The organism is Streptomyces sp. Y2F8-2, from assembly GCF_014905555.1.
GTDB classification, from domain to species: Bacteria; Actinomycetota; Actinomycetes; order Streptomycetales; family Streptomycetaceae; genus Streptomyces; species Streptomyces cynarae.
On record NZ_BNGS01000002.1, the window covers coordinates 791510 to 815552 of the forward strand.

The 24043-nt window shown below is 72.0% G+C and carries 20 protein-coding genes and 1 riboswitch; of the genes, 6 read left to right on the forward strand and 14 right to left on the reverse strand.

Annotated elements, in window-relative coordinates:
- Window position 1: 1 nt before the first annotated feature.
- Window positions 2-829 carry an enoyl-CoA hydratase family protein gene (locus SY2F82_RS08920; RefSeq protein WP_200418413.1) on the reverse strand — a complete coding sequence of 276 codons (828 nt, stop codon included), beginning with the start codon at window positions 827-829 and terminating at the stop codon, window positions 2-4.
- A 287-nt stretch (window positions 830-1116) separates the two neighbouring features.
- Between SY2F82_RS08920 and SY2F82_RS08925 the strand changes: the two genes are divergently transcribed.
- Entirely contained in the window at window positions 1117-1566 is a 450-nt protein-coding gene (locus tag SY2F82_RS08925) for an ATP-binding protein (RefSeq protein WP_200418414.1), read from the forward strand.
- Here the strand turns inward: SY2F82_RS08925 and SY2F82_RS08930 are convergent.
- The 6 genes from SY2F82_RS08930 to SY2F82_RS08955 form a co-directional block, all read right to left on the reverse strand.
- The gene (locus tag SY2F82_RS08930; protein ID WP_200418415.1) at window positions 1526-2980 is read right to left on the reverse strand and encodes an amino acid permease; all 1455 of its coding nucleotides are present in this window, start codon (window positions 2978-2980) and stop codon (window positions 1526-1528) included. The two genes, SY2F82_RS08925 and SY2F82_RS08930, sit on opposite strands and share 41 nt — an antisense overlap.
- A gap of 202 nt (window positions 2981-3182) precedes the next feature.
- Entirely contained in the window at window positions 3183-4190 is a 1008-nt protein-coding gene (argF, locus tag SY2F82_RS08935; protein ID WP_200418416.1) for an ornithine carbamoyltransferase, read from the reverse strand.
- Window positions 4191-4285: 95 nt separating this feature from the next.
- On the reverse strand, window positions 4286-5515 hold the full coding sequence (locus tag SY2F82_RS08940; protein WP_200418417.1) for an arginine deiminase: 1230 nt from the start codon (window positions 5513-5515) through the stop codon (window positions 4286-4288).
- A gap of 433 nt (window positions 5516-5948) precedes the next feature.
- Window positions 5949-8492, reverse strand: a complete 2544-nt coding sequence (locus SY2F82_RS08945) for a polynucleotide kinase-phosphatase (RefSeq protein WP_200418418.1) — start codon at window positions 8490-8492, stop codon at window positions 5949-5951.
- Complete coding sequence (locus SY2F82_RS08950) at window positions 8489-10048, reverse strand: 3' terminal RNA ribose 2'-O-methyltransferase Hen1 (protein ID WP_200418419.1); 1560 nt, start codon at window positions 10046-10048, stop codon at window positions 8489-8491. Before SY2F82_RS08950 ends, SY2F82_RS08945 begins: the two co-directional genes overlap by 4 nt.
- 103 nt (window positions 10049-10151) lie before the next feature.
- Entirely contained in the window at window positions 10152-11075 is a 924-nt protein-coding gene (locus tag SY2F82_RS08955) for an LLM class F420-dependent oxidoreductase (protein ID WP_200418420.1), read from the reverse strand.
- 210 nt (window positions 11076-11285) lie between these two features.
- Between SY2F82_RS08955 and SY2F82_RS08960 the strand changes: the two genes are divergently transcribed.
- A complete protein-coding gene (locus SY2F82_RS08960; RefSeq protein ID WP_146067853.1) occupies window positions 11286-11468 on the forward strand; it encodes a hypothetical protein in 183 nt (60 codons plus the stop codon).
- A 45-nt stretch (window positions 11469-11513) separates the two neighbouring features.
- On the opposite strand, the gene SY2F82_RS08965 is transcribed toward SY2F82_RS08960, so the two are convergent.
- The 4 genes from SY2F82_RS08965 to SY2F82_RS08980 all read right to left on the reverse strand — a co-directional run bounded on the left by SY2F82_RS08965 (window position 11514) and on the right by SY2F82_RS08980 (window position 14189).
- Window positions 11514-11990: a DUF6099 family protein gene (locus SY2F82_RS08965; RefSeq protein WP_200418421.1), complete on the reverse strand. Its 477-nt coding sequence runs from the start codon at window positions 11988-11990 to the stop codon at window positions 11514-11516.
- 177 nt (window positions 11991-12167) lie between these two features.
- On the reverse strand, window positions 12168-12521 hold the full coding sequence (locus SY2F82_RS08970) for a nucleotide pyrophosphohydrolase (protein WP_200418422.1): 354 nt from the start codon (window positions 12519-12521) through the stop codon (window positions 12168-12170).
- Complete coding sequence (locus tag SY2F82_RS08975; protein ID WP_200418423.1) at window positions 12518-13696, reverse strand: AAA family ATPase; 1179 nt, start codon at window positions 13694-13696, stop codon at window positions 12518-12520. Before SY2F82_RS08975 ends, SY2F82_RS08970 begins: the two co-directional genes overlap by 4 nt.
- 103 nt (window positions 13697-13799) lie before the next feature.
- On the reverse strand, window positions 13800-14189 hold the full coding sequence (locus SY2F82_RS08980) for a cell division protein SepF (RefSeq protein WP_200418424.1): 390 nt from the start codon (window positions 14187-14189) through the stop codon (window positions 13800-13802).
- 246 nt (window positions 14190-14435) lie between these two features.
- Between SY2F82_RS08980 and SY2F82_RS08985 the strand changes: the two genes are divergently transcribed.
- Both SY2F82_RS08985 and SY2F82_RS08990 read left to right on the forward strand, forming a co-directional pair.
- Complete coding sequence (locus SY2F82_RS08985) at window positions 14436-18458, forward strand: bifunctional nitrate reductase/sulfite reductase flavoprotein subunit alpha (RefSeq protein WP_200418425.1); 4023 nt, start codon at window positions 14436-14438, stop codon at window positions 18456-18458.
- Between the two features lie 73 nt (window positions 18459-18531).
- Window positions 18532-20274 carry a hypothetical protein gene (locus SY2F82_RS08990; RefSeq protein ID WP_374707138.1) on the forward strand — a complete coding sequence of 581 codons (1743 nt, stop codon included), beginning with the start codon at window positions 18532-18534 and terminating at the stop codon, window positions 20272-20274.
- A 25-nt stretch (window positions 20275-20299) separates the two neighbouring features.
- On the opposite strand, the gene SY2F82_RS08995 is transcribed toward SY2F82_RS08990, so the two are convergent.
- Entirely contained in the window at window positions 20300-20647 is a 348-nt protein-coding gene (locus SY2F82_RS08995; RefSeq protein ID WP_200418426.1) for a metalloregulator ArsR/SmtB family transcription factor, read from the reverse strand.
- 91 nt (window positions 20648-20738) lie between these two features.
- Window positions 20739-20949, forward strand: a riboswitch (cobalamin riboswitch).
- A gap of 27 nt (window positions 20950-20976) precedes the next feature.
- Between SY2F82_RS08995 and SY2F82_RS09000 the strand changes: the two genes are divergently transcribed.
- Window positions 20977-22080, forward strand: coding sequence for a HoxN/HupN/NixA family nickel/cobalt transporter (locus SY2F82_RS09000; protein ID WP_200418427.1), 1104 nt, complete (start codon window positions 20977-20979; stop codon window positions 22078-22080).
- A gap of 21 nt (window positions 22081-22101) precedes the next feature.
- On the opposite strand, the gene SY2F82_RS09005 is transcribed toward SY2F82_RS09000, so the two are convergent.
- The gene (locus tag SY2F82_RS09005; RefSeq protein ID WP_200418428.1) at window positions 22102-22857 is read right to left on the reverse strand and encodes a YcnI family protein; all 756 of its coding nucleotides are present in this window, start codon (window positions 22855-22857) and stop codon (window positions 22102-22104) included.
- 39 nt (window positions 22858-22896) lie between these two features.
- Window positions 22897-23511 (reverse strand): hypothetical protein, encoded by a 615-nt coding sequence (locus SY2F82_RS09010; RefSeq protein WP_236041282.1) that lies wholly within the window; start codon window positions 23509-23511, stop codon window positions 22897-22899.
- A 101-nt stretch (window positions 23512-23612) separates the two neighbouring features.
- Between SY2F82_RS09010 and SY2F82_RS09015 the strand changes: the two genes are divergently transcribed.
- The gene (locus SY2F82_RS09015) at window positions 23613-24011 is read left to right on the forward strand and encodes a molybdopterin-binding protein (protein ID WP_103839208.1); all 399 of its coding nucleotides are present in this window, start codon (window positions 23613-23615) and stop codon (window positions 24009-24011) included.
- Window positions 24012-24043: the final 32 nt, after the last annotated feature.

Below are 24043 nucleotides of genomic sequence, written 5' to 3' on the forward strand. Positions count from 1 at the left end.
GTCACCTCCCCCGCCACTTGGGCGCCCGTTTCTCCGAGAAGGCCGCGTGGAACTCCGCGTAGTCCTCGCTGTTCATCAGCAGGGCCTGGGTCGCCGCGTCCAGTTCCACCGATGCCGCGAGCGGCATGTCCAGTTCGGCCGTGAGGAGGGCCTTGGTCTGGGCGTACGCCAGCGCCGGGCCGTCGGCCAGGCGGCGGGCCAGCGCCTTTGCCGCCTCGTCGGCGCCGCCCTCCTGCGTCAGCTCGCTGATCAGGCCGATCCGCTCGGCCTCGGCCGCCCGCACCGGCTCGCCCAGCATGAGCAGCCGGGTCGCGTGGCCGAGCCCGACCACCCGGGGCAGCAGATACGCGGCCCCCATGTCACCGCCGGAGAGCCCGACCCTGGTGAAGAGGAACTGGAAGCGCGCGGTGGGGTCCGCCACGCGGAAGTCGGCGGCCAGGGCGAGGACGGCGCCCGCGCCCGCGGCCACCCCGTGCACCGCCGCGATCACCGGGAACGGGCACTCCCGCAGGGCCCGTACGACCTGCCCGGTCATCCGGTTGAAGTCCAGCAACTGGGCCGTGTCCATGGACAGCGTGGCGCCGATGATCTCGTCCACGTCTCCGCCCGAGCAGAAGCCGCGTCCCTCGCCGCCCAGGACCAGGGCGCGTACGGACCTCTCCCGGGACAGTTCGGCGAGCAGGTCGCGCAGGTCGGCGTAGGCGCCGAAGGTGAGCGCGTTGATTTTTCCGGGGCGGGCCAGGGTGACCGTGGCGACCCCGTTGTCGTGGACGCACCGCACATGGCGCCAGTCGGAGGTGCGGGCGGCGGAGCCGGTGAAGGGACTCATGACGTGCGGCCTCCTCGGACGGGGGCGGCGGTCCTCGCTGCTGCTCTGTCATGAAGTTATCACTGATTCGTGACTGTCGTCATGAGTGCGCGATACGAGGGCTCGGCGGCCCGGCTGTCACACCTTCTCGACAGGCCGGTAACGGCAGGCGCCGGCATGCACGACGGGCCATCGGTACGGGTAGGCAGTCGGCGCCGGGGTCGACGACGCCCCGGCGAATCCCGCCGACCGCCCCGCAGGGGGCGCGCCGTACGATGCCCTTTGTTGAAAGCAGGACCGCCTGCGCCATGAACGGACCCGCCTTGTACGAATCCCCCGCACTCGCCTCCTGGCGCATCGCCCTGCCGCACACCACCGCCGCCGTGCCCGTCGCCCGCGCGCTGGTCCGTACGGCGCTGGCGGAGCTGGAGCACGCGGCCGACAGCGACACCGCGGAGCTGCTGACCGCGGAACTGGTCGCGAACGCCGTGGAGCACACCGCGGGGGACGGGCCGATCGAGCTGGTCGTGGAGCTGCTGCCGACCGGCTGCACGGTGGAGGTGCACGACCCGGACCCCGCGCCGCCCGGCCACCTCACCCACCCGCTCCCGGTGGCCCCCGACCCCTGGCAGGAGCACGGCCGGGGGCTGTTGCTGATCCGCGCGCTCAGCTCGTCCTGCGGGCACCGCCCCACCGAGTCCGGCAAGGCGGTGTGGTTCAGACTGCCTGTGGTTCCCGCTCAGCGGCGTCCGCTGTGACGGCCCCGGCCGTGAGCCGGGAGTGCCGGCGCCCGTAGAGGGCGTACACGAGGGAGCCGACCGCGAGGAACACCGCGAACTGTGCCCAGGTCGCCCAGCCCGTCTCGTACATCAGGTACAGGCAGAAGCCGACGCCGAGCAGCGGCATCACCGGGTAGAGCGGCACGCGGAAGCTGCGGGCGAGGCCCGGTTCACGACGGCGCAGCGCGATCACGGCCACATTGACCACCGCCATCGTGGCGAGCGTGCCGATGGTGCACAGGTTGACCACCGAGTCGAGCGAGGCGAAGGCCGCCGGGATCGCGAAGACGATCGCGACGATCAGGGTGCCGCCGACCGGCGTCGAGGTCCTCGGCGAGACCCGTTCGAAGATGCGCGGGATGAGCCCGTCGCGCGCCATGGACATGAGGATGCGGGTCTGGCCGTACATCACGGCGAGCACGACCGAGGCGATGGCGACGACCGCGCCGAAGGCGATGACACCGCCGCCGACCGTGGAGCCGGTGACCTGGTTGACGACGTACGACAGCGCGGCGGGCCGGCCGCCGACCGCGGGCCCGCCGATGGCGCCGATCGCGGCGAGCGCGACCGCGCAGTACAGCAGGGTGACCAGTCCGATGCAGACCAGGATCGCGACGGGAATGTCGCGCCGCGGGTTCCGGGCCTCCTCACCGGCGGTGGTGATCGCGTCGAAGCCGATGTACGAGAAGAAGGCGGCCGTGGTGCCCGCGCCGATGCCGCCGAGGCCGGCCGGCGCGAACGGCGTCAGGTTGCCGTGCTTGAAGGCGGTGAACCCGATGGCGCAGAAGGCGACCAGGATCGCGAGCTTGAGGACGGCCATGGCGGCGGTGGCCCGTGCGCTCTCGCGCACGCCGCGCACGAGGAGGACGCAGGCCAGGGCGATGACGATCACGGCCGGCAGGTTGACGATCCCGCCGTCGCCGGGTCCGGCGGAGAGCGCGGCGGGCAGCTCCCATCCGGTGAGACTGTGCAGCAGCTCGTTGACGTACTGGCTCCAGCCGACCGCGACGGCCGACACGGACACGCCGTACTCCAGGAGCAGGCACCAGCCGACGAGGAAGGCCGTCCCCTCGCCCAGCCCGGCGTAGGCGAAGGAGTACGACGACCCGGAGACCGGAATGGCGCCGCCCAGCTCGGCGAAGGCGAACGCGGTGAACACGCAGGTCAGCGCGGCGAGCACAAAGGAGACGACGACGCCGGGCCCGGCCTGGGCGACCGAGTCGGACAGTCCGACGAAGATGCCGGTGCCGACGATCGCGCCGATGCCGAAGCAGACGAGCTGGAACAGGCCCATGTGGCGCTTGAGGCCGTGCCCGGCGAGATCGGTACCGGCCTCGGCGACGAGCAGCTCGGGGGACTTGATGCGGAACGGGTTGGCAGGGCTGCCGGGCATACGGGTGGTGCTCTTTTCAGTGGTGGGGCGCGACCGGGTGGGCCGCTCGACGGGCACGGAACGGGTGGTTCCGGGTCCGCCGGAGATCGTACGGGAGGGTGCGGGACTTGCGCTGTGGCCGCCGTCGCAGCCGGTCAGGCGAAGGATCCGGTCAGGCGAAGGATCCGGTCAGGCGAAGGATCGGGTCAGGCGAAGGATCCGGTCAGGCGAGGGTCGCGACGAGGACCGCCTTGATGGTGTGCATCCGGTTCTCCGCCTCGTCGAAGACGACGGAGTGCCCGGACTCGAAGACCTCGTCGGTGACCTCCAGCTCGGTGAGGCCGTGCCGCTCGTGGATCTCGCGGCCGACGGCGGTGCCGAGGTCGTGGAAGGCCGGCAGGCAGTGCAGGAACCTCACCGAGTCGTTGCCGGTGGCCCGCAGCACGTCCATGGTCACCGCGTACGGGCCGAGCAGCTCGATGCGCTCGTCCCACACCTCCTTGGGCTCACCCATCGACACCCACACGTCGGTGGCGACGAAGTCGGCGCCGCGCACGCCCTCCTTCACGTCCTCGGTGAGCGTGATCCGGGCGCCGGAGTCCTCGGCGAGCCGCTGGGCCGCCTCGACGACGGCCTGGTCCGGCCACAGCACCCGGGGTCCGACGATGCGGACGTCCATCCCGAGCAGGGCGCCGGTGACGAGGTAGGAGTTGCCCATGTTGTTGCGGGCGTCCCCCAGGTAGGCGTAGGCGATCTCCGTCAGCGGCTTGTCGCAGTGCTCGGTCATGGTGAGCACGTCGGCGAGCATCTGGGTGGGGTGCCACTCGTCGGTGAGGCCGTTGTAGACGGGGACCCCGGCATGCGCGGCCAGCTCCTCGACGATGTCCTGACCGTGTCCGCGGTACTCGATGGCGTCGAACATCCGGCCGAGGACGCGCGCGGTGTCCTTGACGGACTCCTTGTGCCCGATCTGGGAGCCCGCGGGGTCCAGGTAGGTGGTGTGGGCACCCTGGTCGGCGGCGGCCACCTCGAACGCGCAGCGCGTACGCGTCGAGGTCTTCTCGAAGACGAGCGCGATGTTCTTCCCCGTCAGGTACCGCGTCTCGGTCCCGGCCTTCTTGGCCGCCTTCAGCTCGGCGGCCAGCTCGATCAGACCACGGAACTCCTCGGCGCTGAAGTCCAGCTCCTTGAGGAAGTGGCGTCCGGCGAGGGCGGTCGGGACTGTCGCCATGGGGGCGCTCCAGAAGTACGAGGGGACGGGGACGAACACGGGAACGAATGGAAGTCTATACGACGCCCCACATTTCTATACGGAGCCTGGTTCTTTCACCCACCCACGCGGTCCCTCTCCACCGGGCAGCTCATGCACCGAGGGCCACCCCGTCCCCTCCCCAGCTCACTCCCCGGGATCTCGATCACTTCGATCCCCCGCTTGCGCAGATGCGTGTTGGTGGTGGAGTTCCGCTCGTAGGCGATGACGACCCCCGGCTCCACCGCCAGGACGTTGCACCCGTCGTCCCACTGCTCCCGCTCGGCCGCGTGCACGTCCTGCGTGGCGGTCAGCACCCGGATCTCGCTGAGCCCCAGCGCGGCGGCGATCGCCCGGTGCATGTGCTCCGGCGGATGATCGGTGACCTTCAGCTCCTTGTCCCCGGCGCCGGGCTCGATCGTGTAGGAGCGGAGCATGCCGAGCCCCGCGTACTGGGTGAACGTGTCGCCGTCGACCATGGTCATCACCGTGTCGAGGTGCATGAAGGCGCGGCTCTTCGGCATGTCGAGCGCGACGATGGTCCGGGCCGACCCGGCGGCGAAGAGCTTGGTCGCGAGCATCTCGACGGCCTGGGGCGTGGTCCGTTCGCTCATGCCGATGAGCACCGCGCCGTTGCCGATGACGAGCACGTCGCCGCCCTCGATGGTGGACGGGTAGTCGGACTGGCCCTCGGACCAGAGGTGGAAGTCCTCGTCACGGAACAGCGGGTGGTGCCGGTAGATCGCCTCGAAGTGCACGGTCTCGCGCTGACGAGCGGGCCAGCGCATGGCGTTGATGGAGACCCCGTCGTAGATCCAGGCGGAGGTGTCGCGTGTGAACAGGTGACTGGGGAGGGGCCACAGGAGGAAGTCGTCGAGTTCCATCACATGGAACCGCACGGAGGTCGGCTCCGGATGCGCGTCGAGGAACTCCCGCTTGGTCATGCCGCCGACGAGCGCCTCGGCGAGCTCCGCGGAGGGCAGGGCGTCGAAGGTGGCGCGGAGGTGGTCGGTGGCGAGCGGACCGTACTCCTTCTCGTCGAAGACACGGTCCAGGACCAGGGACCGGGCCGCCGGGATGTCGAGGGCCTCGGTGAGCAGGTCACCGAAGAGATGCACGGTCACCCCGCGGTCGCGCAGCACGTCGGCGAACCCGTCGTGCTCCGCGCGCGCCCGCCGTACCCACAGCACGTCGTCGAAGAGGAGCGCGTCCTTGTTGCTCGGGGTGAGCCTTTTGAGCTCGAGATCGGGCCGGTGCAGAATGACGCGCCGCAGCCGCCCGGCCTCGGAATCGACGTGGAATCCCATGCCTCCATCCTGACCATTCGGGCACGCGTTCACCCCTCGTTCGCGCTGAATCGGACCGATACCGTTTCGGAGCGATACCCGATTCCGGCCGACACCGACTCGGGCCGAGACCCGATTCGGGCCGAGACCCGATTCGGGCCGACACCGACTCGGACGGACACCCGACTCGGACCGCTACCGACTCCGGCCGGCACCGACTCGGACCGCTACCGACTCGGACCGCTACCGACTCCGACCGACACCGACTCCGACCGCTACCGACTCCGGCCGACACCGACTCCGACCGCTACCGACTCCGGCCGACACCGACTCCGGCCGACACCGACTCCGGCCGACACCGACTCGGGGCGGCTGGATCGGGGCCCCGCGGCACGGGCCGGGGCTGGTGCCCCGGTCCCGGCCCCGGCCGCCCCTTGCCGGCGGCGGTCGCGTCTCACAGGCGGGGGTCCACCGGCTCCGACTCCAGGGCCAGCACCGCGAACACCGCCTCGTGCACCCGCCACAGCGGTTCGCCCTCCGCCAGGCGGTCCAGGGCCTCGAGGCCCAGGGCGTACTCGCGGATCGCCAGGGAGCGCTTGTGGTTCAGGAACCTCTGGCGGAGCCGGGCGAGGTTGTCCGGGCGCGTGTACTCCGGGCCGTAGATGATCCGGAGGTACTCGCGGCCACGGCACTTGATGCCCGGCTGCACCAGGCGGCCGGCCGTGCTGCGGACCAGCGCCTGGACGGGCTTGACGACCATGCCCTCGCCACCCCGGCCCGTCATCTCCAGCCACCAGTCGACCCCCGCCCGCACCGACTCCGGGTCGCCGGTGTCGACGTACAGACGGCGAGTCGTCTGCAGCAGGCCGGTTCCGTCGTGCTCGACCAGGCGGTCGAGCAGCGCCAGCTGCTCGTCGTGCGGCACGGCCGCGAGACTGCGGCCCTGCACCGCCAGCAGCTGGAACGGGGCCAGGCGGACGCCTTCCAGACCGTCCGTCGACCAGCAGTAGCGGCGGTAGGCCGCCGTGAAGGCCGCCGCGTCGGCAGCACGTTCGCGCTGGCGGTCCAGCAGGCCGGCGACGTCGACGCCCCGGGCCGCCGCGCCCTCCAGCGCGGCCAGCGCGCCCGGGAACGCGGCACCGGACGCGGCGCCCACCGCCGCGTACTGACCGCGCAGCAGTCCCGACGCCTTCAGCGACCACGGCATCAGCTCCGCGTCCAGCAGCAGCCAGTCCGTCCCGAGTTCCTCCCACAGACCCGCGGCGCCGATCGCCGTGCGCAGCCGACCGAGGATCTGCTCCGTCACCGACTCGTCGTCGAAGAACGGGCGGCCCGTGCGCGTGTAGAGCGAACCCGTCGGGCCGGCGACACCGAAGCGCTTGCCCGCCGCCTCCGCGTCCCGGCACACCAGGGCCACCGCCCGCGACCCCATGTGCTTCTCCTCGCACACGACCCGTGCGACCCCGTCCTCCCGGTACTGCGCGAAGGCCTCCTCCGGGTGCTCCAGGTAGCCCTCGACGCGCGAGGTGGCCGTGGGCGCCATGGTCGGCGGCAGGTACGGCAGCAGGCGTGGGTCCACCGCGAAGCGGCTCATGACCTCCAGGGCCGCCGCCGCGTTCTCCTCGCGGACCGAGACCCGGCCCGCGTGCCGGGTCTCCACCACCCTGCGGCCGTGCACGTCCGCCAGGTCCAGCGGACGGCCCTCGTGGCCGCCGGGCGCCTCGGTGGCCAGCGGCCGGGCCGGCTCGTACCAGACCCGCTCCGCCGGTACGTCGACCAGCTCCCGCTCGGGCCAGCGCAGCGCGGTCAACCTGCCGCCGAACACCGCGCCGGTGTCCAGGCAGATGGTGTTGTTCAGCCAGGTGGCCTGCGGGACCGGCGTGTGGCCGTACACCACTGCCGCCCGGCCCCGGTAGTCCTCCGCCCACGGGTAGCGCACCGGCAGCCCGAACTCGTCCGTCTCCCCCGTCGTGTCGCCGTACAGCGCGTGCGAGCGGACCCGGCCGGAGGTGCGGCCGTGGTACTTCTCGGGCAGACCCGCGTGGCAGACGACCAGCCTGCCGCCGTCGAGGACGTAGTGGCTGACCAGGCCGTCGATGAACTCCCGTACCTCCTGCTTGAACTCCTCGCTCTCGCCCTCCATCTGCGCGACGGTCTCGGCGAGTCCGTGGGTGTGCTGGACGTTGCGGCCCTTGAGGTACCGCCCGTACTTGTTCTCGTGGTTGCCCGGCACGCACAACGCGTCGCCCGACTTCACCATCGACATCACGCGGCGCAGCACGCCCGGGCTGTCGGGGCCGCGGTCCACCAGGTCGCCGACGAAGACCGCCGTACGGCCCTCGGGGTGGACCCCGTCGACGTAGCCCAGCTTGCCGAGCAGCGCCTCCAGTTCCGAGGAGCAGCCGTGCACGTCGCCGATGATGTCGAAGGGGCCGGTGAGGTGGGTCAGGTCGTTGAAGCGCTTCTCGGTGACGACGGTCGCGTTCTCGACCTCCTCCACGCCCCGCAGGACGTGCACCTTGCGGAAGCCCTCGCGCTCCAGGTGCCTGAGCGAACGGCGCAGTTCGCGGGTGTGGCGCTGGATGACCCGGCGGGGCATGTCCGCCCGGTCGGTGCGGGCCGCGTTGCGCTCGGCGCACACCTCCTCCGGTACGTCCAGCACGATCGCGATGGGCAGGACGTCGTACTGCTTGGCCAGGTCGATCAGCTGACGGCGGGCGTCCTGCTGCACGCTCGTCGCGTCCACGACGGTGCGACGGCCGGCCGCGAGGCGCTTGCCGGCGATGTAGTGCAGGACGTCGAAGGCGTCCCGGGTGGCGCTCTGGTCGTTCTCGTCGTCGGACACCAGGCCGCGGCAGAAGTCGGAGGAGATGACCTCGGTCGGCTTGAAGTGCCTGCGGGCGAAGGTGGACTTGCCCGATCCGGAGGCGCCGATCAGCACCACGAGGGAGAGGTCGGTGACGGGCAGGGTGCGCCCCTTGGTCTCGGTCACGGTCATGCTGCCTCCCCCTCCTTCGTGGTGGTCGTGGTGGCGGTGGTCGTGGTGGCGGTGGTCGTGGTGGTCAGGGTGAACACGGCCATCTGCGTGGGCGGCCCCACCTCGGGGTCGTCGGGGCCCACGGGCCGGAACCCGACGGTGTATCCGTGCCGTTCGGCGACCCGGCCCGCCCAGGCGCGGAACTCCTTCCGCGTCCACTCGAAGCGGTGGTCGCCGTGCCGTACGTGGCCGGCAGGCAGGCTCTCCCAGCGCACGTTGTACTCGACGTTCGGCGTCGTCACGAGGACCGTGCGCGGGCGGGCCGCGCCGAACACCGCGTACTCCAGGGCGGACAGCCGGGGCAGGTCGACGTGCTCGATCACCTCGCTCAGCACGGCGGCGTCGTACCCCTTGAGCCGGCGGTCGGTGTACGCCAGCGAGCTCTGGAAGAGCCGGACGCGGGACGCCTGCCGCTCCCCCATGCGGTCCAGTTTCAGCCGCCGGGAGGCGATGGTGAGCGCCCGCATCGACACGTCGACACCGACGATCTCGGTGAACCGCGCGTCCTTCAGCAGTGCCTGCACCAACTGGCCCTGCCCGCAGCCGAGGTCCAGGACCCGGGCGGCGGCGGACTCCTTCAGCGCCGCGACGACGGCCTCCCTGCGCTGCACGGCGAGCGGGACCGGCTTCTCCTCCGTCCCGGTCTCCTCCTCGACCGCGTCGCCCGCCCCCTCGACCGCGTCGCCGTCCAGGACCGCGTCGTCGTCCAGGACCGCGTTGTCGATCTCCTCCACCTCGCTGTCGTCCGTCTCCGCGAGCCGCACCAGCTCCAGCCGCTCCATCGCCTGCCGGGTCAGCGACCAGCGGCGCGCCAGGTAGCGGCTGGTGATCAGCTTCTGCTCCGGGTGGCCGGGCAGCCAGCCCTCACCGGCCCGCAGCAGCTTGTCGACCTCCTCGGGGGAGACCCAGTAGTGCTTGGCGTCGTCGAGGACGGGCAGCAGCACGTACAGGTGGCGCAGGGCCTGCGCCAGGGTCAGGGTGTCGGACTCCAGAACGAGACGCACATAGCGGGAGTCGCCCCACTCCGGGAACTCGACGTCCAGCGCGACCGGTTCGGCGGTGACCGTCCAGCCGAGCGGCTCGAAGAGACGCCGTACGAGGTCGGGTCCACCGCGGGCCGGCAGCGCGGGTATCTCGACGCGCAACGGCAGCGGCTGCTCGGCGCGCCCCGGCAGGGCCTTGCACACGCCCCTCATCGCGGTGGAGAACACATTGCTCAGCGCCACGGCGAGCAGGGAGGACGCCGCGTAGGGGCGGTCGTTGACGTACTGCGCGAGCGCCGCGTCGGGCGCGCCACCGCGGCCCTTGCCCTTGCCCCTGCGCACCAGCGCCACCGCATCGACCTCCAGCAGCAGCGCGGCCGTGCAGCGCTCGGCGTCCGCCTCGGGGTAGAGGACGTGCGCCGTGCCGTAGGAGGTGGAGAACGCCTGCGCGGTGTCGGGGTGCTTGTGCAGCAGGAAGCCGAGGTCGGTCGCGGGGCGTTCGGGCGTGCCGGTAGTGCCGATGGTCAGGAACATGCCCTGAGTCTCCCGGTCCCGGGGCACCGGGGACCACCGGATTTAGAACCGTGCCGCCCCACCCCGAGGCGCGGGGCGCACACGTCTCCGGGGCCCGTCCGGGCTACTTCACCTGGGACTGGACCCGGGAGGAGATCAGCTCCAGGTGGTCCAGGTCATCCAGGTCGAGGATCTGGAGGTAGACACGCCGGGCGCCGATCTCCGCGTACCGGCCGATCTTGTCGACGACCTCGGCCGGGGTGCCCGCCAGCCCGTTGGCCTTCAGCTCGTCGACCTCGCGGCCGATCGCGGCGGCACGACGCGCCACCTCCTGGTCGTCCTTGCCGACGCAGACCACGAGTGCCGTCGAGTACGTCAGGGCGTCCGGGTGCCGTCCGGCCTCCTCCACGGCGGCCCGGACCCGGCCGAACTGGCGCTCGCTGTCCTCGATCGACCCGAACGGGATGTTGAACTCGTCGGCGTACCGGGCGGCGAGCCGCGGGGTGCGGGTGGCGCCGTGGCCCCCGATGAGCACCGGGATCCTGTCCTGGGCGGGCTTGGGCAGGGCGGGCGAGTCGGTCAGGTCGTAGTACTTTCCGTGGAAGTCGAAGGTCTCGCCGGTCTTGGTCGCCCACAGCCCGGTGACGATCTCCAGCTGCTCCTCGAGGCGGGCGAACTTCTCCGTCGGGAAGGGGATCCCGTACGCCCTGTGCTCCTCCTCGAACCAGCCCGCGCCCAGGCCCAGTTCGACGCGTCCCCCGGACATCTGGTCGACCTGGGCGACCTGGATGGCGAGGACGCCGGGAAGCCGGAAGGTGGCGGCGGTCATCAGCGTGCCGAGGCGGATGCGTTTGGTCTCACGGGCGAGGCCCGCCAAGGTGATCCAGGCGTCGGTGGGGCCGGGGAGGCCGTCCACGTTGCCCATCTTCAGATAGTGGTCGGAGCGGAAGAAGGCATCGAAGCCGAGGTCCTCGGTGGCCTTGGCGACGGCGAGGAGGGTGTCGTAGGTGGCGCCCTGCTGGGGCTCGGTGAAGATGCGAAGATCCATACCTCCATCCTGCACGGTCGATCACCGGTCGACCGAACCCTCCCGCCGCCGCCTCCGGCCCCGGGCGGGTGAAAATCCGTCCATCCGACGGGCCGATGTGCGGATGATCGGTGACCGTGTCCGGTGGTGATCGTTGCTGGTGCGGAGCCGGACCGCCCGGCACCCGTCGCCGGCGGCCGCGCCCGGGGGCGTCAGGGCCGAGGAGGTCTCATGTCCCAGCACATGTCCCAGGAAGCCGTGTCCCCCGGCGGGGTGCCGCACGAGGCTGCCTCCGGGCAGCCCGAGGGGCTGCTGGAGCGGATGGAGAGGCTGATGGCGGCGCTCACCGCGGACCTGACGGAACTGGGGGCGGAGCTACGGGGGCCGAAGACCGGCGACGGCGACCGGGGCTGAGCCCCCGCGCTGCTGCCCGGGCCGCGGCGCGGACGGCACCGTCACTCAGCCCGCCGCCCGGTCCCGCTCCCGTATCTCGCCGTCTCTCGCCGCCAGTCTGCGCAGCATCTCCCTGACCCGGTCCCTCGACTCGTCCGCCGCGTCTATCGCCTCCATGCACTGCCAGTACGTGCCCTCGTCGTCCGCCGCGCTCGCCACCGCGACCAGGGCCATGCCCAGTTCCATGAGGAGGGAGCCGAGGTCCAAAAGCGCCTTGCGGGCGTCGCCCAGCTCGGTGAGCTGGGCCGCACGCAGATCGGCCATGTCGACGGGCGGTGTGTCCAGCACGCCGCATCCCCTGCCCGCCAGCTCCGTCAACCCCAGTGCCTCGCCGCGTAGTTCGGGTGGGCCCGAGACGGCCAGGCGGCTGCCGATCGCCTGTGCCAGGGCGTACGCCTGCCACGCCTCCGTCATGATCCTCGGCCCGTCCTCGCTCCCCGCCAGGGCGCGCCTGCTCGCCACGATGAGCCGCACCGCATCCATGCCCTGCCCCCGCTCTGTCCGACGCACGCTCCCGCACGTCTGCCCGCACTCCGGTGTCCACTACCCAGAGTGAGTGCAGTCGGGCCGAAAAGCCAGAGCTGGTACGAAATCTGTGGACAACCAGGGGGATGTGGACAACTCAATGACTCCGGAGAGTGACGATCCGGCCTCCTGTGATCAGTCCTTCCCGGGCGCCGGAAACCTCTCCTCGTTGCGGTCGATCTTCGCGTCCAGTGCCGCCAGCGCGTCGATGCCCAGTACCTCGCAGAGCTGGAGCAGGTACGCCAGGACGTCCGCGACCTCGTCCGTGACCCGGTGGGCCGTGTCCGGGTCCTCCATGACCCGCGCGGACTCCTCCGGCGTCAACCACTGGAAGATCTCGACGAGTTCGGACGCCTCCACGCTGAGCGCCGCCACCAGGTTCTTGGGGGTGTGGTACGGCTGCCAGGCGCGGGCGGCCGCGAAGTCGGCGAGCCGGCGCTGCAGCCGCGCCACGGTCAGGTCCTTGGGCTGCCCGGGTTCCTCTGTCACGCGCTCAGGTCTACCACCGTCGCCCCGTCCACCCCCGCCGTCAGGGACGTCTCGCTCACCGTGCCCACCAGCCGGGTGTGGCCCCGCTCGCACATCCGCGCCGCCAGCCGGAGCAGTTCACGTGCCTGGAGCCGGTCCATGCGGCGGTCGAAGCCGTCCGCCAGGACCGTGAGGGTCTGCAGCGCCGCCGGCACCTCCCCCACCGGGTCGACCTCCAGGACGCCCGGGCCGGTGAGAAGGACGAGGGCCAGGGCCACGTACCGCAGTTCGCCGTCGCCCAGCAGCTTCAGCGGGGTGCGCTGTCCGTCGCCCCGGTCGAGCAGCGCGCGGACCGTGCCGTCGCCGAGCGGTTCCGCCAGCAGGTCGACGACTTCCCCCGCGCACCCGGCAGCGACCGCCGCCGTCAGCAGGGCGTGCCGCCGGCCGCACTCCGCGCGCGTGCGCCACAGGACGTCCGCGAGGTTGGAGCAGTCCGGCAGCAGCCGGCCCGCGCCCAGTGGGACGGGGGCACGCATCCGGCGGGGGCTGGGGTCGCAGGCGAAGCCCGAGCGCAGGGCGACCACCATCTGCTCGGCGGCGGCGAGCACCCTGCGCTGGCCGTCGGTCTTGCCCGCGACGCGCAGCGGCAGCAGCGCGGTGCCGAGACGGTCGTCGGGGAGCGGCCCCCGGGTGACCGGGGAGGCGCCGGCGGTGTGCCAGGCCGCCTGCACCACCGGGCGGCTCGGGTCGCGCAGTGCGGTCTCCAGCAGGACGAGACCGCCGGACGTCAACCGTTCGCCGACGATGCGCAGTTCGGGCTCGGCCTGCACGGCGACGTCGAGCCGGACGGGTCCCTGAGGGCCGTCGGCCGTGCAGCCGATCCGGAAGCCGCGCCGCCACTGGGCGTCGGGCCGCGCCCGCTCGGGGACGCAGGCCACCGGGTCGGGGAACACCTCGGCCAGCTCCGCACCGCCGCCGAGCCGCGCGAGGGCCCCGTACGCCTGCAACGCGCGTGACTTGCCCGAACCGCTCGGCCCGGTGAACAGCGTCAACGGGCCCAGTGGAAAGGCGGCCCGGCGATGCCCGGCGAAGGCGGACAGGCGCAGTTCGGTGACGCACGGCCGGTCCGGACGCGGGTCGGCGTCAGCGGCTTGCTCAGGGGCAGCGGGCAGGGGTGGCGCAGGTGACAGGGTCATATCCGGGACCGTAGGTCTCCTGCCGACCGGCGAACCGTTCCGGCCCCGCGGGCTTCCTACGATCGAGCGACCGGCCGGGCCCGTCCGGGACTCACACCCCGGCTCAGACCCCCGGGACCCCTGCCTCCTCCATCAGTCCCCGCACTTCCGTGCCCCGCGGCGTCAGCAGGAACACGTTGCGGTCCACCCGGTGCATCCCGCTGGACAGGCCGAAGACGACGCCCGTGCTGAAGTCCAGGACCCGCTTGGCGACGTCCGTCTCGGCGCCGGTGAGGTCGAGCAGGACCGGTACGCCCGCCATCAGGGTCTCGGCGACGTCGCGGGCGTCCGCGAACACATTGACCCTCAGGACGACGAAGCGGCGGCGCGCCTCGGTCTGCGCCTCGGGCAGCGCGCGGTGGTCGACCGCTGACGGCCAGGCGTCCCGGCCCCGCAGCGGAACCACCTGAGCGAGCCCTTCCCACTGTTCGTCGGTGACATCGTGGCTGTTCACCGGCCCTCCCCGTGTCGGCTCGCACTCATCGTCTGCACCGGGCAATTGTTGCGCATGGTCACCCGTTCGGCCCAACAGCGACACGGACCGCGACACCCCCTTCGGTCACTCGGGCCGGACGGCGCCCCTCCAGTACCACGCCGGGATCGCCTCACACCGGCCCCGTGCCCGGTGTGCAGCGCGCGTAACGGCTCAAGATCGCGGCGCGTGACATCCGCGTAACGGGCAATTCGTACGGTCGTCGACATGACCACGAGCCCCGGAACGCAGCAGATACGAACCGTCTGCTCGTACTGCGGCGTCGGCTGCGGGATCGTGCTCGACGTCGCGACCGGTCCAGACGGCCGCCGTCGTGTCGTCAAGGCGTCCGGCGACAAGAAGCACCCGGCCAACCGCGGCCGGCTGTGCACCAAGGGCGCCACCACCGCGGACATGCTGGCCGCGCCCGGCCGGCTGACCACGGCGCTCGTGCGCGACGACCGGGGCGCGGAGCCGGTGCCCGCTCCCGTGGACGCGGCCGTGCGCGAGACCGCCCGCCGACTGCGGGAGATCGTCGACGAGCACGGTCCGGACGCCGTCGCGTTCTACGTGTCGGGCCAGCTGAGCCTCGAGGCGCAGTACCTCGCCAACAAGCTGGCCAAGGGCTTCGTACGGACCAACCAGATCGAGTCGAACTCGCGGCTGTGCATGGCGAGCGCGGGCGCCGGATACAAGCTCTCGCTGGGCGCCGACGGGCCGCCGGGATCGTACGACGACCTGGACGAGGCGGATGTCTTCCTGGTCATCGGCTCGAACATGGCCGACTGCCATCCGATCCTGTTCCTGCGTCTGATGGACCGGGTCAAGGCGGGCGCCAAGCTGATCGTCGTCGACCCCCGGCGCACCGCGACCGCCGCGAAGGCGGACCTCTTCCTGCAGATCCGGCCCGGCACCGATCTCGCCCTGCTCAACGGGCTGCTGCACCTGCTGCACGAGAACGGGCACACGGACGAGGGCTTCATCGCCCGGCACACCGAGGGCTGGGAGGCGATGCCCGCCTTCCTCGCCGACTACACGCCCGCCGCGGTCGCCGAGATCACGGGCCTGGCCGAGGAGGACCTCCGCCGGGCGGCCCGGCTCATCGGCGAGGCGAAGGAGTGGACGAGCTGCTGGACCATGGGGCTCAACCAGTCCACGCACGGCACCTGGAACACCAACGCGCTCGTCAACCTGCACCTGGCGACCGGCGCGATCTGCCGTCCGGGCAGCGGCCCGTTCTCCCTGACCGGGCAGCCCAACGCCATGGGAGGCCGCGAGATGGGCTACATGGGGCCGGGGCTGCCGGGTCAGCGGTCGGTGCTCGTGGAGGAGGAGCGGGCCTTCGTCGAGGAGCTGTGGGGGCTCCAGCCGGGCACGTTGCGTGCGGACGGGGTGGGGCGCGGGACCGTCGAGATGTTCCAGAAGATGGCCGACGGGGATATCAAGGCCTGCTGGATCATGTGCACCAACCCCGTGGCGTCCGTGGCCAACCGGAAGACGGTAATCGAGGGCCTGGAGGCCGCCGAGTTCGTCGTCGCCCAGGACGTCTTCGCCGAGACCGAGACCAACGCCTACGCCGACGTGGTCCTTCCCGGTGCGCTGTGGGCCGAGGCAGAGGGCGTCCTCGTCAACAGCGAGCGCGGGCTGACCCTCGCCCGGCCCGCGGTGGACCCGCCGGGCGAGGCGATGGCCGACTGGCGGCTGATCGCGGCGGTCGCGCGGGAGATGGGCTACGCGGAGGGCTTCTCCTACGACAGCGCCGAGGAGATTTTCGAGGAGATCAAGCGCGCCTGGAACCCGAAGACGGGCTGGGACCTGCGCGGGGTGACCTACGACCGGCTGCGGACCGGGCCCGTGCAGTGGCCGGCCGCCCGGGAGGACGGTCCGGCGCGCAATCCGATCCGGTACGTCGACGGCGGGCTGAGGTTTCCCACTCCGAGCGGCCGGGCGGTGTTCCACGCGCGGCCCCACCTGCCGCCCGCCGAACTGCCGGACGACGACTTCCCGTTCCTGCTGAACACCGGGCGGGTGCAGCACCAGTGGCACACGCTGACCAAGACGGGGAAGGTCGAGAAGCTCAACAAGCTCAACCCGGGGCCCTTCGTGGAGGTGCACCCCGAGGACGCGGCCGCGCTCGGGATCGCGGACGGCGACCGGGTGGAGGTGGCCTCGCGGCGCGGGCGGGCCGTGCTGCCGGCGGTGGTGACGGACCGGGTGCGGCCCGGGTGTTGTTTCGCCCCGTTCCACTGGAACGACCTGTTCGGCGAGTATCTGAGCGTCAACGCGGTGACCAGCGACGCGGTGGACCCGGTCTCCTTCCAGCCGGAGTTCAAGGTGTGCGCGGTGGCACTGGCGAAGGTGGCCGAGCCGGCGAGCCCTCCGGCGGCCCCCGTCCCGGCGGTCACACGGGTCCCGGTGCCCGTCGCCCCGACCGCCGCCGACCCCTTCGGCCTCGCCCACGCCCCTCCGCCGGTCCTGAGCGCCCAGGAGCGCCAGTACCTCACCGGCTTCCTCACGGGCCTCGCCTCCGGCGCCCCCGGGGTGCCCGTGCTGCCGCCGGACGCGCCCTTCAGCCCGGAGCACGCCCTGTGGGTCAACGGCGTCCTCGCCGGCATGTACTCCCGGGCCGGCAGCGCGCCCGAGGAGCGGCAGCCGGCCGGCCGTGAGGTCGTCGTGCTGTGGGCCTCGCAGACCGGGAACGCGGAGGAGTTCGCCACGGCCACCGCCCAGCGGCTCACCGCGACCGGACACCGGGCCACCCTGGTCGGCATGGACGAGGCCGACGTCGGCCGACTCCCGCGTGGTGCCGATCTGCTGCTGATCACGAGCACGTTCGGCGACGGCGACGCCCCCGACAACGGCTCCGGCTTCTGGGACACCCTCTCCGGCCACGAGGCCCCGCGCCTGGACGGTGTGCGCTTCGCCGTGCTGGCCTTCGGCGACTCGTCCTACGACGACTTCTGCGGACACGGGCGCCGCCTCGACGCGCGCATGCAGGAGCTGGGCGGGGTGCGCCTCGCTCCGCGCACCGACTGCGAACCCGACTACGAGCCGTCCGCGGACGCCTGGCTCGAGTCGGTCCTCGCGGCGCTCGGCGGCGCCCCGGCGGCGGCCCCCGTGCAGCCGAAGCCGGCCAAACCCGCCCCGGCGACCGCCCGCCTAGTCGGCAACCGGCTGCTCAGCCTGCCCGGAGCGGGCAAGGAGGTGCGCCGGTTCACCTTCGACACCAGCGGGACCGGCCTCACCTACGAGGCCGGGGACGCGCTCGGGGTGCGCCCGGTCAACTCCCGCGCGCTCGTGGAGGAATGGCTGGAGGTGACGGGCATCGACCGCGCCGCCGCCGTCGAGGTCGCGGGAGCCGGAGAGGTGCCCTTCGCCGAAGCCCTGCTCAGGCATCTCGACATCACCCGGATCACCCCGGACCTGCTGCGCTTCGTCGCCGAACGCGCCCGGGACGACCGGGAGCTGCGACAACTGCTGCGCCCCGACAACAAGGACGGCCTGGCGCGCTGGTGCTGGGGCCGGCAGGCCGTCGACGTCGCGGCCGAGTACGCGGTACGGGCCACGGCCGAGGAATGGGCCGGAGTGCTCAAGCGGTTGCAGCCGCGGCTGTACTCGATCTCCTCCAGCCCGCTCGTCGACCCCCACCGGGTGTCGCTGACCGTGTCCGTGGTGCGCTACGAGAGTCTGCGCGGGCGGCCCCGCGCCGGGGTGTGCGGCGGCTTCCTCGCCGACGCGGAGCCCGATGCGCCGGTGCCGGTCTTCGTGCAGCGCTCGCCCCACTTCCGGCCGCCGGCGGACGGCTCGACCCCGATGGTGATGGTCGGGCCGGGCACCGGGGTCGCCCCTTTCATCGGTTTCCTCCAGGAACGCCGCGAACTCGGGCACACCGCGCCGAACTGGCTGTTCTTCGGCGAGCAGCACCGCGCCACCGACTTCTACTACGAGGAGGAGCTGACGAAGCTGCGGGAGGACGGCGTGCTCACGCGTCTCGACACCGCCTTCTCCCGTGACCAGCGTGCCAAGGTCTACGTCCAGGACCGGATGCGCGAGCACGGCCCCGAGCTGTGGCACTGGCTCCGGGAGGGCGCCCGCTTCTACGTCTGCGGGGACGCCTCCCGCATGGCCAAGGACGTCGACCAGGCGCTGCGGGACGTCGCCGTCCTGCACGGCGGCCTGAGCGAGGCGGAGGCGGCGGCGTATGTGAAGCAGCTCGCTACGGAGAAGCGGTACGTGCGGGACGTCTACTGACGTCCACCGGGGCCACACCGGAATCTTCACCTCCGGGCGCTCGGTGTTCATGCTGTCCACCTACGTTCCTGGCGTGCACTTGGCAGAAGTGAAGCCGTCGACAAGCACCCGCTGGGTGCGCCCGCTGGTGGCACGCGGCGAGGACGAACCGGACCGGGTCCCCGCGCAGTGGCACCGCATACTCACGTTGCTCGCGAACATCAGCCTGTTCATCGGCACGCGCGGCGTGTGGAACAGTGCCGCCGGCCATCAGCCGCTGATCGCCGCGGTGATCTCCGTCTGTTATGTGTCGATCCTGGTGACGGGCGTACTGACACTGGTGGTGCGGAGCAGCCGCTCGCTGGCACGTCTGGACCTCGTGGTGCTGGTGACGGGGATCACGCTGGTCTACTGCGCGACCGGCCTGCGGCACGGCTACAGCGACGAGTCGATCCTCACGATCCAGGCCGCCCGCGAGCTGCGGCACGGAAACCCGGTGTACGGGCAGGCCTGGCCCTGGCTGTTCGGGCACTACAGCTCCGTCGCCTACACCACCACGGTGGACGGCGGTTACGACTACACCTACGCCTATCCGCCGCTGACCGCGATGCTCACCGCGCCGCTGTTGTGGATCGGCCACGACGCGCTGCCCGAGGTCCTGGTGCCCACCACCGCGATCGTCCTCGGCACGATCGTCATGTGGAAGATGCTGCCGACGCCGTGGCGCTCGGCGGCCACCATGGTCTGCCTGGGCTTCGGCCTGATCCCGATGTACGCCCGGCTCGGCTACCCGGCGGTCCTCGCGCTGGCGTTCCTGATCCCGGTGGTGGTGCGCTGGACGCGGATGGGCACGGGCGGCCCGGCCGACTGGGCGCGGGCGGCCTGCCTGGGCGCGGCCTGCGCCAGCCAGCAGTTGCCGTGGTTCCTGACGCCGTTCCTGCTCGCCGGCGTCTACGCGCTGCGGCGCGGCGAGCTGGGGGCGCGCGAGGCGGCCCTCGCGGTGGGGCGGATCGTGGGCATCGCCTCCGGAACGTGGCTGCTGATCAACGCGTACTTCATCGTGACCGAGCCGCGCACCTGGATCGAGGGCATCGTGCTGCCGTTCACCCAGGGTGCGACCATCCACGGCCAGGGCCTGATCGGCATCTCCCTCTACTACACCGACGGCAGCGACCGCCTGTCCTGGTACTCGCACGCGAGCATGCTGCTGGCGGCGGGTCTGCTGGCCCTGTTCGTGCTGTTCGTGCGCCGGCTGGGTCCGGCGGCGACCGTGCTGCCCTGGTGCGCGTTCTTCCTGGCGACCCGTTCGCAGGACGGCTACTACCTGATGATGACGCCGCTGTGGCTGGCGGCGGCGGTCACCGCGCCGCCCTCCGCGTTCGCCACCGCGTGGCAGCCCCGGCTGCTGCACGGCCGGCGGAGGGCCCGCGCGGTGCTGGCCGGGGCCCTGGTGGCGCCGGCCCTGGTGGCCGCGACGCTCGCGGCGACCGGACAACCGCCGTTGCGCATGCAGGCCGTCGGCTCCACCCGGAAGGCCGCGACCGTCAGGACGCTCACCGTCCGTGTGAACAACACCGGCGGCTCCGCCGTCCAGCCCCACTTCATGGTGACGACCGGCCACGGCGAGAGCCTTTGGTGGAAGGTGCTCCAGGGCCCGCCGTCCGTCGGCGCCCACGCCACCGCCACGTACCGGATCCAGGCGCCGGGCAAGGGCTTCACCGTGCCCAAGAAGGGCGTCCGCGTCCGGTTGCGCGCCTTCACCGAGTCGCCGCTGACGCTGTCGAGCCAGGACATCCACCTGGCACCGCAGAAGGACCCGGCCCCGCACGGGAAGTGAGCCGTCCGCAGGAACCGATCCGCCCTCAGGTCACCTGCTTGAGCAGCTCGTTCACCACGGGGTCGATCACCCGGTAGCGGACGATCCGTCCCTCCTTCTCACCCGCCACCACCTCGGCCGTCCGCAGCAGCCGCAGCGCCTGCGAGACGGCCGGGTCGTTCATGCCCGTCGCCACCGCCAGGTCGGAGACGGCGAGCGGCCCGGCCCGGTGCAGGGCCAGCAGCAGGGCGAGCCGGCCGGGGTCGGCCAGCAGCGAGAAGCGGTCGGCCCAGGTGCGCACGGCCTCGGGGGCGCCGATGGCCTCGATGGCCTCGCAGACCCGGTGGCCGTCGATGGTGCGCCTGCCGGCGCGGTCGGCGGGGACGAGATGCATGCGCACATTCTCCCAGGCGCCCCTGTGTGATCTTCGATACCTCCGGATACCTGCGCAACTGTGCAGTCTTGCAGGCGTCGCCGCCCCCGCCCTAAGGTGGCCGGGCCGTGGTGTTCGGGAAGACCGGTGAAAGTCCCCAGGGACTCAGGCCGGAGCGGCCCTCGCCACTGTGATCGGGGAGTTCCCGTCCCGCACCGCCCGCCTCCAGCGGGTGGCGCCACTGGCTGCACGTCGGCCGGGAAGGTAGGGGCGGGCGCGGTGATCCGTCAGCCAGGAGACCGGCCACGGCATCTCACGAAGTGATCCACGAGGTGCTGGAGCGTGACCGTATGACCCTGACCGACCCTGCCCTGCCCGAGGCCGCCTCCTTCCGCTGGCGACGCGAGGACACCCTGCGGACCGCCGGGCTGCTGGCGGTGATCGCCGCTCTGCACGTGGCCGCGTTCGGCGTGCTGTTCCTGCTGGTGGTGCCCGAGCACTACCAGATGGGCTCCAAGGCGTTCGGCATCGGGCTCGGCGTCACCGCGTACACGCTGGGCATGCGGCACGCCTTCGACGCCGACCACATCGCGGCCATCGACAACACCACCCGCAAGCTGATGGCGGACGGCAAGCGTCCGGTGTCGGTCGGGTTCTGGTTCGCGCTCGGGCACTCCAGCGTGGTGGTGGTGCTCGCCGCGCTGATCGCCGGGGGCACCCAGCTGGCCGGGCGCCTGATGAACGAGAACTCCCGTACGCACCAAGTGCTCGGCGTGCTGGGCACGACGATCTCCGGCTCGTTCCTCTATCTCATCGCGGCCCTCAACCTGGTGGCGCTGATGGGCATCCTGCGGGTGTTCCGGGCGATGCGGGCGGGGACGTACGACGAGAAGGAGCTGGAAACCCACCTGGATTCCCGGGGTTTCATGAACCGGATCCTCGGCCGCTTCACCCGGTCCATCAGCCGCCCCGGACAGATGTTCCCGCTCGGCTTCCTGTTCGGCCTGGGCTTCGACACCGCTACCGAGGTCACGCTGATGGTGATGGCGGGCAGCGGGGCGGCGGCCGGGCTGCCCTGGTACGCGATCCTGTGCCTGCCGCTGCTGTTCGCGGCCGGGATGAGCCTGTTCGACACCCTCGACGGCACGTTCATGAACTTCGCCTACCAGTGGGCTTTTTCGAACCCCGTACGCAAGGTGTTCTACAACCTCACCATCACCGGGCTGTCGATCGCGGTGGCCTTCCTGATCGGCACGATCGAGCTGGTCGGAGTGCTCCACGACAAGCTGGACCTGCGGGACGCGGTGACGGGCTGGATCGCCGGGCTCGACCTCGACAACGTGGGCTTCGTCATCGTGGGGCTGTTCGTGGTGGTGTGGGCGGCGGCCCTCACGTACTGGCGGCTGGCGAAGGTGGAGGAGCGCTGGGCCCCCCGCCCCGCCGACGGCAGGTGACGCCGGCGGGGCGGTGGCCGGTCACTCGCCGCTGGAGGAAGCGGAGGCGCCGCTGCGGCCGCGGGCGATCGCGAGGCCCGCGGCCGCAAGGGCCAGGACACCGACGACCAGACCGGCGATGCCGAGCCCGCGGGCGGTGGAGTCACTGGTGGCCGCGGCCTTCGTCGTGGTGGCACTCGGCTTCTCCCCGGTGCCCGCGGGAGCCGCGGTGGAACCGCCGCCCTCCGCCGTGCCCTTGGCGGTCAGCTGGAGCACCGGCGCCGGGTTCTCCGGCTCGTCCTGCCCCTTCTGGGCCTCCTCGATCCAGCGGACGACATTTCCGTCGGAGTAGGTCTGCAGCGTCTTGAACGTCAACTGGTCGGCGTTTTCGGGAAGTTGACCGAAGGCGACGTTGAAGTCCTGGTACTGGCCGTGCCGGATGCGGCCGCCGGTCCAGGTGATCTGGGAGACCGCGTCGGTGATGGTGCCGTCGTCCGTCTTCACCGGGGTCTTGAGCTTGGTGGTGGTCACCTGCGCCGTCCAGCCGTCCTGCGGGCTGACCAGCACGCCCAGGATCGGATGCTCGGTGGGCAGGAAGACCTGCACCTTGGTGGTCGCGGCGGTGTCCTCCTCGTTGGGCACCCGGAAGGTCAGCACACCGTCGGTGGCGCCCTTGGCGTAGCTCTCGGGGTGGACGGTGACATGGGCGAAGGCCGCGCCGGCCGCGGTGAGGACACCGGCGGCGGCGAGCGCGGCGACGGTGGTGGCGCGGCGCAGGGTGGTACGCATCGGGGACATGGGTGGGCAAGCTCCGTACTAGTGCCGGGTGTTGGGGGTTCAGACGGTGTACGGGGCCGCCGGGGGCGGGCCGCGCCGGTGGAGGGCGTGGCGGAGCAGCGCCTGTCCGGGGAGCCGGTGTCGGCGGGCGTACGGGCGCGGCGGCCTGACGTACGCGGGCAGCGGTGCCGTACGCCACCGGACGGCGAGGCGCGGGACGAAGGCGGCGGCCTTGCGCAGCAGCGACCACAGGGCGGCCTCGCCGCGCCGCAGGCACCAGGAGGCCAGCAGGGCGGCGGCCAGGTGCGCGGCGACGGCGTGCGAGGTCATGGCGTGCGGTGGGGCGGCCATGGGCATGCCGTGCGCCATGCCCGGCATGCCCGGCATGCCCATCGGCATCTGTGCCGGCCCGGCCGCGTCGAAGGCGAGATGGAGCCCGCCCTGGACCAGGAGCATCGCGAAGGCGATACCGGGCAGCGAGCGCTCACGCCCGGCGAGCGCCGCACCGGCGGCGAACACGGGCAGGAACCCCGCCGCGTCCGCCCACACCGGCGGCACCGCGCCGGTGGCCAGCGTGTGTCCGCCGACGGCGAGCAGCACGCACACGACGGCGAACACCGCCGCGCGCAGGCTCCGCACCGTCCAGGACACGTCCATGGGGTGGGATCCTGCCATGCGGACACCCGCGATCATGTCCGTTTCCGCAGATCCGGCGTGCCGGGGGCACCGTGGGACGCGTTGCGGAGGGGGTGGCGCGAGCGCCTATCGTGGCGCGCATGCAGTCCTACACAATCGGCCAGGCCGCCCGGCTGCTCGGGGTGAGCCCGGACACCGCGCGGCGGTGGGCGGACGCGGGGCGGGTGGCGACCCGGCGCGACGAGAGCGGGCGGCGGGTCATCGACGGCAGGGACCTGGCCGCGTTCTCGGTGGAGCTGGCGCGCGGCGGCGCCGGCGAGGAGGACGCCCCCTCGTACACCTCGGTCCGCAACGCCTTCCCGGGGATCGTCACCGCTGTGAAGCTGGGTGACGTGGCCGCCCAGGTGGAGATCCAGGCGGGCCCGCACCGCCTGGTCTCCCTGCTGACCCGGGAGGCCGTGGAGGAACTCGGCCTGGAGGTCGGCATGGAGGCCACCGCCCGGGTGAAGTCGACGAACGTCCATATCGACACGGCCTGAGACCGTCGCCGGACGACACCTCCATGCGGACG

Bases quoted from the DNA above. Each gene is read 5' to 3' on its own strand.
- SY2F82_RS08920 (WP_200418413.1), bottom strand. From the start codon at position 829: ATGAGTCCCTTCACCGGCTCCGCCGCCCGCACCTCCGACTGGCGCCAT.
- SY2F82_RS08925 (WP_200418414.1), top strand. From the start codon at position 1,117: ATGAACGGACCCGCCTTGTACGAATCCCCCGCACTCGCCTCCTGGCGC.
- SY2F82_RS08930 (WP_200418415.1), bottom strand. From the start codon at position 2,980: ATGCCCGGCAGCCCTGCCAACCCGTTCCGCATCAAGTCCCCCGAGCTG.
- argF (WP_200418416.1), bottom strand. From the start codon at position 4,190: ATGGCGACAGTCCCGACCGCCCTCGCCGGACGCCACTTCCTCAAGGAG.
- SY2F82_RS08940 (WP_200418417.1), bottom strand. From the start codon at position 5,515: ATGGGATTCCACGTCGATTCCGAGGCCGGGCGGCTGCGGCGCGTCATT.
- SY2F82_RS08945 (WP_200418418.1), bottom strand. From the start codon at position 8,492: ATGACCGTGACCGAGACCAAGGGGCGCACCCTGCCCGTCACCGACCTC.
- SY2F82_RS08950 (WP_200418419.1), bottom strand. From the start codon at position 10,048: ATGTTCCTGACCATCGGCACTACCGGCACGCCCGAACGCCCCGCGACC.
- SY2F82_RS08955 (WP_200418420.1), bottom strand. From the start codon at position 11,075: ATGGATCTTCGCATCTTCACCGAGCCCCAGCAGGGCGCCACCTACGAC.
- SY2F82_RS08960 (WP_146067853.1), top strand. From the start codon at position 11,286: ATGTCCCAGCACATGTCCCAGGAAGCCGTGTCCCCCGGCGGGGTGCCG.
- SY2F82_RS08965 (WP_200418421.1), bottom strand. From the start codon at position 11,990: ATGGATGCGGTGCGGCTCATCGTGGCGAGCAGGCGCGCCCTGGCGGGG.
- SY2F82_RS08975 (WP_200418423.1), bottom strand. From the start codon at position 13,696: ATGACCCTGTCACCTGCGCCACCCCTGCCCGCTGCCCCTGAGCAAGCC.
- SY2F82_RS08985 (WP_200418425.1), top strand. From the start codon at position 14,436: ATGACCACGAGCCCCGGAACGCAGCAGATACGAACCGTCTGCTCGTAC.
- SY2F82_RS08995 (WP_200418426.1), bottom strand. From the start codon at position 20,647: ATGCATCTCGTCCCCGCCGACCGCGCCGGCAGGCGCACCATCGACGGC.
- SY2F82_RS09000 (WP_200418427.1), top strand. From the start codon at position 20,977: ATGACCCTGACCGACCCTGCCCTGCCCGAGGCCGCCTCCTTCCGCTGG.
- SY2F82_RS09005 (WP_200418428.1), bottom strand. From the start codon at position 22,857: ATGTCCCCGATGCGTACCACCCTGCGCCGCGCCACCACCGTCGCCGCG.
- SY2F82_RS09010 (WP_236041282.1), bottom strand. From the start codon at position 23,511: ATGGCAGGATCCCACCCCATGGACGTGTCCTGGACGGTGCGGAGCCTG.
- SY2F82_RS09015 (WP_103839208.1), top strand. From the start codon at position 23,613: ATGCAGTCCTACACAATCGGCCAGGCCGCCCGGCTGCTCGGGGTGAGC.